Source organism: Escherichia sp. WS1450 (genome assembly GCF_046487395.1).
GTDB classification, from domain to species: Bacteria; Pseudomonadota; Gammaproteobacteria; order Enterobacterales; family Enterobacteriaceae; genus Escherichia; species Escherichia coli.
On record NZ_JBJQJO010000030.1, the window covers coordinates 39,757 to 50,686 of the forward strand.

The window sequence follows — 10,930 nt, forward strand, 5'->3', positions numbered from 1 at the left end:
GACAGGGAAAGATCATCAGAAGTACACTTTTTGTACTAAACAATTCGCATTTTATGTTTAAAAATTGAGATATTCCTCATTACCTGAAGCTGTTTTTTATTGCTTATACATGATCAAATACTCCTTACATAATTAAGGAGAACAAAATGGAACTTAAAAAATTGATGGAGCATATTTCTATTATCCCCGATTACAGACAAGCCTGGAAAGTGGAACATAAATTATCGGATATTCTACTGTTGACTATTTGTGCCGTTATTTCTGGTGCAGAAGGTTGGGAAGATATAGAGGATTTTGGGGAAACACATCTCGATTTTTTGAAGCAATATGGTGATTTTGATAATGGTATTCCTGTTCACGATACCATTGCCAGAGTTGTATCCTGTATCAGTCCTGCAAAATTTCACGAGTGCTTTATTAACTGGATGCGTGACTGCCATTCTTCAGATGATAAAGACGTCATTGCAATTGATGGAAAAACGCTCCGACACTCTTATGACAAGAGTCGCCGCAGGGGAGCGATTCATGTCATTAGTGCGTTCTCAACAATGCACAGCCTGGTCATCGGACAGATCAGGACGGATGAGAAATCTAATGAGATTACAGCTATCCCTGAACTTATTAACATGCTGGATATTAAAGGAAAAATCATCACAACTGATGCGATGGGTTGCCAGAAAGATATTGCAGAGAAGATACAAAAACAGGGAGGTGATTATTTATTCGCTGTAAAAGGAAACCAGGGGCGGCTAAATAAAGCCTTCGAGGAAAAATTTCTGCTGAAAGAATTAAATAATCCAGAGCATGACAGTTACGCAATTAGTGAAAAGAGTCACGGCAGAGAAGAAATCCGTCTTCACATTGTTTGCGATGTCCCTGATGAACTTATTGATTTCACGTTTGAATGGAAAGGTCTGAAGAAATTATGCGTGGCAGTCTCCTTTCGGTCAATAATAGCAGAACAAAAGAAAGAGCCCGAAATGACGGTCAGATATTATATCAGTTCTGCTGATTTAACCGCAGAGAAGTTCGCCACAGCAATCCGAAACCACTGGCACGTGGAGAATAAGCTGCACTGGCGTCTGGACGTGGTAATGAATGAAGACGACTGCAAAATAAGAAGAGGAAACGCAGCAGAATTATTTTCAGGGATACGGCACATTGCTATTAATATTTTGACGAATGATAAGGTATTCAAGGCAGGGTTAAGACGTAAGATGCGAAAAGCAGCCATGGACAGAAACTACCTGGCGTCAGTCCTTGCGGGGAGCGGGCTTTCGTAATCTTGCCCTGGTACAGTAAACAAACGAAAGTTGTTATTTCAATGGTCAGGGCAAGAGCATGAAGTGTTTACTACACACTATGCTCTTGTCCTGGAGTCAGGTCTTGTTTGGAGGGATAAATGGTAGATATTGTCGAGGCCGATAAAACGGATATTTATTTCATTCAGGAGAGTGTTTATGGCAAAATCGGGTTGCCAGCTTTTGGTAATACAATAGGACCATCCGCACAGCAAGTTGTTAAAAAGGTATTCGCTGTCGTTAAAGAACGAGATAAGACACATGCAAAACAGAGATTATTGTTGGAATATAATGGTAACAAACTCTGGATGAATGCTATTGATGGCAGTGAAGCTATCCTACCAACAGAATTTTCTAAGCGATACGAACTTTCATTATTTAATACTACTAATTTTGGAGAAGATCCTTTTCCTGATGTTAATTTATATAATAATATGAAATCAAGTTTTTTTGTAAGGTTTGGTGGAACATCCCATCCCGAGGCTTGGGCTATTTATAATGCAAGTACGAAAGAGGTTAAATATATAGAAACTGCAAGAGAAATTGATAAAATATTCAGTGATTTTAACTTGAGTGGTACATTGCCAATTCACATTGGTCGATGATTTTTTAAATTGTGTGATTAAATAATTGAACATTAATGATGATTTATAGCATTATTATTCTATAACATGAATAAACGGATTGAATGTGTTATGTTAAAAATAAGTTTATACGTAATAATATTGTTATTTTCCTTTCAGATTAGTGCAGCCATTACTAGCAAGGAAAGTGAGGTTGTTTCACCATTATTAATGGATGTTAATTCTTCACTAACAATGGAAAATATTTCTGAATTATCCACATCATCGGAACCATCGCAACAGGGGGTATTTCCTGTAATATGTACTCGACTTCATCCTGGCTCCGTAATGAAACGCCAGTTATTAACCGGCTGGGGGCCTGTTTTTATAATTGGTGATGATCCTTTTTCTCTGCGCTGGATGAGTGAACATCTGGAGATCCTTAAATCGCTAAATGCCCTTGGTTTGGTTGTTAATGTTGAATCAGTAGAACGAATGGAGGTATTACAGCAGCGGGCTGATGGGTTATTGTTATTGCCAGTTATCTGCGATAATTTCGTGCAAACTCTGCAATTAAATGCTTATCCGGTATTAATCACAGAGATGGAAATATCACAATGATTAATAACATAATTACTGCAAATAATATCGTAATTTTGAAAATGGTAATTCTGTTCACGGCACCATAATTAGAGTTATGTCTTGTATCCGTTCAGTATAATTTCACGAATGCTTTATTAACTGGATGCGAGATTGCCATTCATCAAATGATAAAGACGTCATCGCAATTGATGGAAAAGCGCTTCCACACTCCTATGATAAAAGTGGTCGCAGGGGAGCGGGCTTTCGTAGTCTTAGCCCGACTCTCCCCGGCCCTAAACACAACACCCACTCACCACAACCTAAACTCATCCGCATCCCGCCATGCCGGAAACTTTTCTCTATATTCCCGCAATGCCACCATCGACAGCTCCGCATCAATGCGCGTTGCCTGATGCGCGTCGGCAGTAGCGATAATCTCGCCCTGTGGATTAATCACCCTGCTGTCACCACGATAATGGCAGCCGTTGCCATCGCTGCCGACGCGATTGCATCCCGCCACATACGCCTGATTCTCAATCGCGCGGGCCGTCAGCAATGCCTGCCAGTGCAGAGAGCGCGGAGCAGGCCAGTTGGCGACGTACAGGGCGAGGTCATAATCGTTGAGATTGCGCGACCACACCGGAAAACGTAAGTCGTAGCACACCAGCGGCAAAATACGCCAGCCGCGCCATTCCACAATCACTCGCGCATTGCCCGCTTTATAATGCAGATGCTCATCTGCCATTCGGAACAGATGACGCTTATCATAAAAATGTACCGTGCCGCCCGGCTCAACCAGCAAAAAGCGGTTAACCGAACCAGACTCCGTTTGTAATGCAACACTGCCTGCAATCAGCGCATTGCACTGCTGCGCTTTGGCTGTCATCCAGTTCACTACGTCATCTTGTGCTAGCGACGAAGCTGCCGCTTCCATGGCAAAGCCGCTGGTAAACATCTCCGGTAGAACGATCACATCGCGTCCGGTAATACCTTCCAGTTGACGATCAAAATGACGCAGGTTGGCAGGACCATCCATCCACACCAGTGGTTGCTGTAAAAGCGTAATCTTCAAACCAGGCACGGTGTACAACTCCTTTATGTGAAGGGTTTTATAACTCTAACACCTTATCAGGCAGTTGCCTTAGCGCAGAATAAATTGATAACAAATGCTGATATTGGAAATATCTGATTTGCAAATTATCGTGTTATCGCCAGGCTTTAGGAGGTTAATAACATGGGCAGGATAAGCTCGGGAGGAATGATGTTTAAGGCAATAACGACAGTCGCCGCTCTGGTCATCGCCACCAGTGCAATGGCGCAGGATGATTTAACCATTAGCAGCCTTGCAAAGGGCGAAACCACCAAAGCTGCGTTTAATCAGATGGTGCAAGGGCATAAGCTGCCTGCCTGGGTGATGAAAGGCGGGACTTATACCCCTGCACAAACCGTAACGTTGGGAGATGAGACGTATCAGGTGATGAGCGCGTGCAAACCGCATGACTGTGGCTCGCAACGTATCGCTGTGATGTGGTCCGAGAAATCTAATCAGATGACGGGGCTGTTCTCGACTATTGATGAGAAAACGTCGCAAGAGAAACTCACCTGGTTGAATGTGAACGATGCGCTTTCGATTGATGGTAAAACGGTGCTGTTCGCGGCGTTGATCGGCAGCCTGGAAAACCATCCGGATGGCTTTAATTTTAAATAATTAGCGGATAAAGAAACGGAGCCTTTCGGCTCCGTTATTCAATTACGCGGCTTCAACTTTCCGCACTTTCTCCGGCAACTTTACCGGCTTCGTCGCCAGCTCTTCCGGATCAAAGTCATCAACGTTAATACTGCGCAGACGGCTTTCTTCAGCTTTCACCAGAATAGCGGCTTCATCTTTATCAATCAGCCCCTTCGTCAGCGCGTTGTGCGCCAGTTCATCCAGACGGGTAAATGGCAGATTTTTACCCAGCTCTTTACAGATCCGCTGATGAATTGGATCGGCGGCAATCACATCCACCAACGCCTCTTCCAGTAAACCAACCGGATTATGCTCGCTCGGCGTCAGGTACTGACCGCGACCAATACGTGAGCGAGTGGCGTTCGGCACTTGTAAAATCTTCGCCACTTTATGATCCAGCTTGTCAGACGGTGCCAGATAATGACGTCCGGTCGGGAAGATCACTACATTCAGCAGCCCGGCAACCACGCGGTTCGGGAAGTTTTGCAGTAAATCGTCCATCGCCTGTTCTGCCTGATACAGCGCATCCTGTACGCCCCAGTGCACCAGCGGCAGGTCGGCTTCATTACGGCCTTCGTCGTCATAACGCTTCAGAACGGCAGAGGCGAGGTAAAGCTGGCTTAAAATATCCCCCAGACGTGCCGAGATACGCTCGCGACGTTTCAGGCTGCCGCCCAGCACAGCCATCGAGACATCAGAAAGCAGGGCGAGGTTGGCGCTCAGGCGGTTCAGGTGTTGATAGTAGCGTTTAGTGGCATCGCCGGTTGGCGTGCTGCTGGTTAAACCGCGCGTCAGGCCCAGCCAGAAGCTGCGAACTTTGTTGCTACCGACGTGACCGATATGTTTGAACAGCAGTTTATCGAACGCGTTTACGTCATTGTTCTTCGCCGCTTCCATCTCTTCCAGCACGTACGGATGGCAACGAATCGCTCCTTGTCCGAAGATCATCATGCTGCGTGTCAGAATGTTAGCCCCTTCAACGGTGATGGCAATCGGCGCGCCCTGATAAGCACGCGCCAGGAAGTTGCTTTGCCCGAGCATAATGCCTTTGCCACCAGTGATATCCATCGCATCAATAATCGACTGCTGCCCGCGGTGGGTACAGTGATACTTAACGATAGCCGACAGCACGGCAGGTTTTTCACCGAGCATAATGCCGTAGGTAATCAGCGATGCCGCAGCATCCATCACATAGGCATTACCGGCAATACGCGCCAGCGGCTCTTCAATCCCTTCCATCTTACCAATAGAAATTTTGAACTGACGGCGAATGTGCGCATACGCACCCGTTGCCAGCGCTACCGATTTCACGCCGCCGGTTGAGTTGGAAGGCAGGGTGATGCCGCGGCCTACCGAGAGGCACTCCACCAGCATCCGCCAGCCTTGCCCGGCCATTTTTGGTCCGCCGATAATGTAATCGATCGGTACGAAGACATCTTTACCGCGCGTCGGTCCGTTCTGGAACGGTACGTTCAGCGGGAAATGGCGACGACCAATTTCCACGCCCGGCGTGGTGGTCGGGATCAGCGCACAGGTAATACCTAAATCTTCTGCGCCACCCAGCAGTTTTTCCGGGTCGGAGAGTTTAAACGCCAGCCCAAGCACGGTCGCAATCGGCGCGAGCGTAATGTAGCGTTTGTTCCAGGTCAGACGCATCCCCAGCACCTGCTGGCCCTGCCATTCGCCCATGCAGACAATCCCGGTATCCGGAATCGCGCCTGCATCGGAACCCGCTTCCGGGCTGGTCAGTGCAAAGCAAGGGATTTCCTGACCACGCGCCAGACGCGGCAGATAGTGATCTTTCTGCTCGTCAGTGCCGTAATGTTGCAGCAGCTCGCCCGGACCTAATGAGTTTGGCACGCCGACGGTAATCGCCAGGATCCCGCTCACGCCGGAGAGTTTTTGCAGCACGCGAGACTGGGCATAAGCCGAGAACTCCAGCCCGCCGTACTCTTTTTTGATGATCATCGCGAAGAAACGATGCTCTTTAAGGTACGCCCACAACTCCGGCGGCAGATCCGCCAGCTCATGAGTAATCTGGAAATCATTCGCCATCCGGCAGGCTTCTTCTACCGGGCCGTCGAGAAACGCTTGCTCTTCGGCGGTCAGGCGCGGCTGCGGATAGTTATGCAGTTTTTTCCAGTCCGGCTTGCCCTGGAACAAGTCGCCCTCCCACCAGGTGGTGCCCGCATCAATCGCTTCTTTCTCAGTGCGCGACATCGGCGGCATCACCTTACGGAAACCGCGAAATACCGGTGCGGAAATCATCGACTTACGCATAGGTGCAAAGTTAAACGGCACGAGGATAATGGCCAGAGGCACCAGTACCCACGCCGACCACAGACCAGCAACGCCGAGGGCGGCTGTCCAGGCGAGCAAAATCAGACTGCTGATAAATAAGCTCACGCGGTGATAGAACAACGCGCCGAGCAGGACAACCGTAGCGAGAATACTCAAAATCATCATAACGAAAAGCCCCTTACTTGTAGGAGGTCTGACCACTTGTGATGATATGGTTGTAGTGGATGTAAAAACATTTAGCAATGTGTTTACAATATAATTACAACAAAGCTCACATAGTTGCTGTTTATATCCGCACTTCAGGTCAAAAAGTCCTGGTCATAGCACCTGCCCGTACTTCTCGCTTTTGGCGGTATCCGGTACACTGCATTTTGTCTATTACATTTATGCTGAAGGATATCCTCATGTACCAGGATCTTATTCGTAATGAACTGAACGAAGCGGCGGAAACGCTGGCTAACTTTTTAAAAGATGACGCCAATATTCACGCCATTCAGCGCGCGGCGGTCCTGTTAGCAGACAGCTTTAAAGCCGGTGGCAAAGTGCTTTCCTGCGGCAACGGCGGCTCCCATTGCGACGCCATGCACTTTGCCGAAGAGTTGACGGGGCGCTACCGTGAAAACCGTCCGGGCTATCCGGCGATTGCCATTTCTGACGTTAGTCATATTTCCTGCGTCGGTAACGATTTTGGTTTCAACGATATTTTCTCCCGTTACGTTGAAGCGGTAGGTCGCGAAGGCGATGTACTACTGGGGATCTCCACTTCCGGTAACTCTGCAAACGTGATCAAAGCGATCGCGGCGGCGCGTGAGAAGGGGATGAAAGTGATCACCCTGACCGGTAAAGACGGCGGCAAAATGGCTGGCACGGCGGATATCGAAATTCGCGTACCGCACTTTGGTTATGCCGACCGCATTCAGGAGATTCACATTAAAGTGATCCATATCCTGATCCAGTTGATTGAAAAAGAGATGGTTAAGTAAGTCTGGCGTAGGCCGGATAAGACGTTTACGCCGCATCCGGCCTGAAAATTCTTAAATCAATCTTCGCCGGGGGCCATGTGCTCCCGCTGTTGTGGAGGTTACCCATGTGCGAATTGCTCGGGATGAGCGCCAACGTCCCTACCGATATCTGCTTTAGTTTCACCGGTCTGGTGCAGCGTGGTGGTGGAACCGGGCCACATAAAGATGGCTGGGGCATTACCTTTTACGAAGGTAAAGGCTGTCGCACATTTAAAGATCCACAACCCAGCTTTAATTCCCCCATCGCCAAACTTGTCCAGGACTACCCGATAAAATCCTGTTCGGTGGTGGCTCATATTCGCCAGGCGAATCGGGGCGAGGTGGCGCTGGAAAATACTCACCCGTTTACCCGCGAGTTATGGGGGCGTAACTGGACTTATGCCCATAATGGGCAACTGACGGGCTATAAATCACTGGAAACCGGCAACTTCCGCCCGGTCGGTGAAACCGACAGCGAAAAAGCCTTCTGCTGGCTCCTGCATAAATTAACGCAGCGTTACCCGCGCACACCGGGCAACATGGCGGCAGTGTTTAAATATATCGCCTCACTGGCGGATGAACTGCGGCAGAAGGGCGTTTTCAACATGCTGCTTTCTGACGGGCGCTATGTAATGGCGTATTGCTCGACTAATTTACACTGGATCACCCGCCGCGCGCCGTTTGGCGTGGCAACGTTGCTGGATCAGGATGTGGAAATCGACTTCAGCTCGCAGACCACACCGAATGATGTGGTCACGGTGATTGCAACACAGCCGCTGACGGGCAATGAAACCTGGCAAAAGATTATGCCAGGCGAATGGCGCTTATTTTGCCTCGGGGAGCGTGTAGTTTGATGCCAGCTGTGGTTGCACAACTTCGTGGCTTAACGGCTTGCTGACCACGTAACGGCCATTGACCACAGAAACGGTCGGTGGCTTACGGGTTTGCTCAAAGTAGTCGTAACCTGGCTTCAGCTGCTCCCAGAAGTCCTTAAAGTTGGAATATTTATGGCGCTTCATATTGGCGTCGGTCATGCGGAACGGGTAAATACTCACTTGCACGCTCGGCTGACCAAAAACCAGCGCACCAGTAACGAACTGGAAGATCTCATCAATACCCTGATTGGTCATCGCGTAGCAGCCGATGGAAACACAATCGCCGTGGATCATCAGATATTTCCCTTCATAACCATGCGCACGGTCATAGGCATTGGGGAATCCAATATTAATCGCTTTGTAGTAACGGCTGTCTGGTTTTAACTGATTACGCTGGACGCTATAAAACCCTTCCGGGCTTTTGAAATCGCCCTGACGCTGTTTTGGCCCTAAGCCGCCGGAATATTTACAGATTTTATAGCTGTCGAGCAGTTGATATTGCTCGCCCATTTTGACGTAGAGATCGAGTGTACGTTCTTCCTTGAAGATCTGGATGTAGACAGGGGATCCCATCAACTGCTGCTTATACTCTTTGCTCACTGGCGTGGTCGAGCTACTGCTGCCCAGCAAACCGGCAAACGAAACGCACGGGATCAACAACATCGCAAGAATTAATGCGATTTTACGCATACTGCTTATTCCTTGATAAAACGGTTACACACGCCAGGACGGCAAAATGGATCCCAAATCGGAATAGTCTGGATTGGGAAGGCTCACATTATCACCAAAAGAGTTTTACGCAAGCCTGTCGGCGCAGGGTTTACAAATTTAGCACAGGGGCAGTTTTCAATAGTCCGAAAAGCGCATGTATCATTTATTTCCTAAGATTATGAAACCTCAATAGTAATATGCAAATAAGCAATTAATAATCCCGTTTACTCCTCTGGTCTTTTAAAATTCTCACCTTCATTCAGCCGGTTTATGTCCTTCATGTCTTCGTTCTTTCACGGCAGATTTCTGCATCCAGGCGTGTTTTCGTTATGCGTTTTGCTCCCTTTACTCGCCAGCGCCACCACATCACATATCTCTTTCAGCTACGCCGCCCGCCAGCGGATGCAAAACCGTGCGCGTTTATTAAAACAGTACCAAACCCATCTGAAAAAACAGGCCAGCTATATTGTGGAAGGCAATGCCGAAAGCAGAAAGGCGCTGCGCCAGCACAACCGCGAACAGATAAAACAGCATCCAGAATGGTTTCCTGCGCCGCTCAAGGCGAGTGACAGACGCTGGCAGGCGCTGGCGGAGAACAACCATTTCTTAAGCAGCGACCATCTGCACAACATCACCGAAGTGGCGATTCACCGCCTGGAGCAGCAGCTTGGTAAGCCTTACGTCTGGGGCGGCACGCGGCCCGATCAAGGCTTCGACTGTAGCGGGTTGGTTTTTTATGCCTACAACAAGATCCTCGAGGCGAAGCTCCCGCGCACGGCCAATGAGATGTATCACTACCATCGGGCAACGATTGTGGCGAATAACGACCTGCGCCGGGGAGATTTGCTGTTTTTCCATATTCACAGCCGTGAGATTGCCGATCATATGGGCGTGTATCTGGGAGACGGTCAGTTTATCGAGTCGCCGCGCACCGGGGAAACCATTCGGGTAAGTCGGTTAGCTGAACCTTTCTGGCAGGATCATTTTTTAGGCGCGCGCAGGATTTTGACGGAAGAGACGATTTTGTAGGACGGATAAGGCGTTCACGCCGCATCCGGCAATAGTGCACCGATGCCTGATGCGACGCTGCCGCGTCTTATCATGCCTACGAGTCTGCGAATTTTTTGCGAGCTGCTTTCCCGATATAACACAACTTCATTGTCGACTTTTCCTTTTCTTCTTATCGTTGAGAAAAAGGAGTCGCCATGTCTGAATATCGTCGTTATTACATCAAGGGGGGAACATGGTTTTTCACGGTAAATTTACGGAATCGTCGAAGCCAACTTTTGACCACCCAGTACCAGACACTCCGTAACGCCATTATTAAAGTTAAGCAGGCCAGACCTTTTGAAATTAACGCCTGGGTAGTTTTGCCAGAGCATATGCACTGTATCTGGACATTACCCGAAAGTGATGATGATTTTTCCTCTCGCTGGCGGGAGATTAAAAAGCAGTTCACCCATGCTTGCGGATTGAAAAATATCTGGCAACCGCGTTTTTGGGAGCATGCCATTCGCAATACAAAAGATTATCGCCATCATGTTGATTATATTTATATAAATCCAGTGAAACATGGCTGGGTAAAGCAGGTGAGTGATTGGCCATTCTCAACGTTCCATCGCGATGTAGCGCGAGGGTTATATCCCATTGATTGGGCGGGAGACATAACGGATTTTAGTGCCGGGGAGCGTATTATTTTATAATTGTGCGCGGATGCCTGATGCGACGCAGGCGCGTCTTATCATGCCTACAAACTTGTGCCGGATCGGTGGGCCGGATAAGGCGTTCACACCGCATCCGGCAATTGTGCACCGGTGCCTGATGCGACGCTGGCGCGTCTTATCATGCCTACAAACCTGTGCCGGAT

General features: G+C 48.5%; 11 protein-coding genes and 1 pseudogene. 9 read left to right on the forward strand and 3 right to left on the reverse strand.

The window, feature by feature from the left end; genetic code table 11:
• Positions 1–146: 146 nt before the first annotated feature.
• The 4 genes and pseudogenes from ACJHYR_RS23895 to ACJHYR_RS23910 form a co-directional block, all read left to right on the forward strand.
• Complete coding sequence (locus ACJHYR_RS23895; protein WP_000420763.1) at positions 147–1,283, forward strand: ISAs1-like element ISEc1 family transposase; 1,137 nt, start codon at positions 147–149, stop codon at positions 1,281–1,283.
• Between the two features lie 119 nt (positions 1,284–1,402).
• Positions 1,403–1,906 carry a hypothetical protein gene (locus ACJHYR_RS23900; protein WP_000227713.1) on the forward strand — a complete coding sequence of 168 codons (504 nt, stop codon included), beginning with the start codon at positions 1,403–1,405 and terminating at the stop codon, positions 1,904–1,906.
• Between the two features lie 90 nt (positions 1,907–1,996).
• A complete protein-coding gene (locus ACJHYR_RS23905; protein ID WP_001306803.1) occupies positions 1,997–2,485 on the forward strand; it encodes an integrating conjugative element protein in 489 nt (162 codons plus the stop codon).
• 25 nt (positions 2,486–2,510) lie between these two features.
• Positions 2,511–2,705, forward strand: a pseudogene (locus tag ACJHYR_RS23910) (ISAs1 family transposase); the annotation flags it as partial.
• Positions 2,706–2,756: 51 nt separating this feature from the next.
• Here ACJHYR_RS23910 and yafV read toward each other — a convergent pair.
• Complete coding sequence (gene yafV, locus ACJHYR_RS23915) at positions 2,757–3,527, reverse strand: 2-oxoglutaramate amidase (RefSeq protein WP_001118043.1); 771 nt, start codon at positions 3,525–3,527, stop codon at positions 2,757–2,759.
• A gap of 180 nt (positions 3,528–3,707) precedes the next feature.
• On the opposite strand from yafV, the gene ivy reads away from it, so the two are divergent.
• Positions 3,708–4,154, forward strand: coding sequence for an Ivy family C-type lysozyme inhibitor (gene ivy, locus ACJHYR_RS23920; RefSeq protein ID WP_059328196.1), 447 nt, complete (start codon positions 3,708–3,710; stop codon positions 4,152–4,154).
• Positions 4,155–4,196: 42 nt separating this feature from the next.
• On the opposite strand, the gene fadE is transcribed toward ivy, so the two are convergent.
• Entirely contained in the window at positions 4,197–6,641 is a 2,445-nt protein-coding gene (gene fadE / locus ACJHYR_RS23925) for an acyl-CoA dehydrogenase FadE (protein ID WP_000973082.1), read from the reverse strand.
• A 239-nt stretch (positions 6,642–6,880) separates the two neighbouring features.
• Between fadE and lpcA the strand changes: the two genes are divergently transcribed.
• Together lpcA and ACJHYR_RS23935 are read left to right on the forward strand one after the other, a co-directional pair.
• On the forward strand, positions 6,881–7,459 hold the full coding sequence (gene lpcA, locus ACJHYR_RS23930; RefSeq protein WP_000284050.1) for a D-sedoheptulose 7-phosphate isomerase: 579 nt from the start codon (positions 6,881–6,883) through the stop codon (positions 7,457–7,459).
• 104 nt (positions 7,460–7,563) lie between these two features.
• The gene (locus tag ACJHYR_RS23935; RefSeq protein WP_000333380.1) at positions 7,564–8,331 is read left to right on the forward strand and encodes a class II glutamine amidotransferase; all 768 of its coding nucleotides are present in this window, start codon (positions 7,564–7,566) and stop codon (positions 8,329–8,331) included.
• Here ACJHYR_RS23935 and dpaA read toward each other — a convergent pair.
• Positions 8,302–9,042 (reverse strand): peptidoglycan meso-diaminopimelic acid protein amidase, encoded by a 741-nt coding sequence (gene dpaA / locus ACJHYR_RS23940; protein ID WP_001225679.1) that lies wholly within the window; start codon positions 9,040–9,042, stop codon positions 8,302–8,304. The two genes, ACJHYR_RS23935 and dpaA, sit on opposite strands and share 30 nt — an antisense overlap.
• A gap of 300 nt (positions 9,043–9,342) precedes the next feature.
• Here dpaA and ACJHYR_RS23945 point away from each other — a divergent pair, with 300 nt between their 5' ends.
• Positions 9,343–10,092, forward strand: coding sequence for a C40 family peptidase (locus ACJHYR_RS23945; RefSeq protein ID WP_000093873.1), 750 nt, complete (start codon positions 9,343–9,345; stop codon positions 10,090–10,092).
• Between the two features lie 176 nt (positions 10,093–10,268).
• Positions 10,269–10,766: an REP-associated tyrosine transposase RayT gene (gene rayT / locus ACJHYR_RS23950; RefSeq protein ID WP_000006263.1), complete on the forward strand. Its 498-nt coding sequence runs from the start codon at positions 10,269–10,271 to the stop codon at positions 10,764–10,766.
• Positions 10,767–10,930 lie beyond the last annotated feature (164 nt).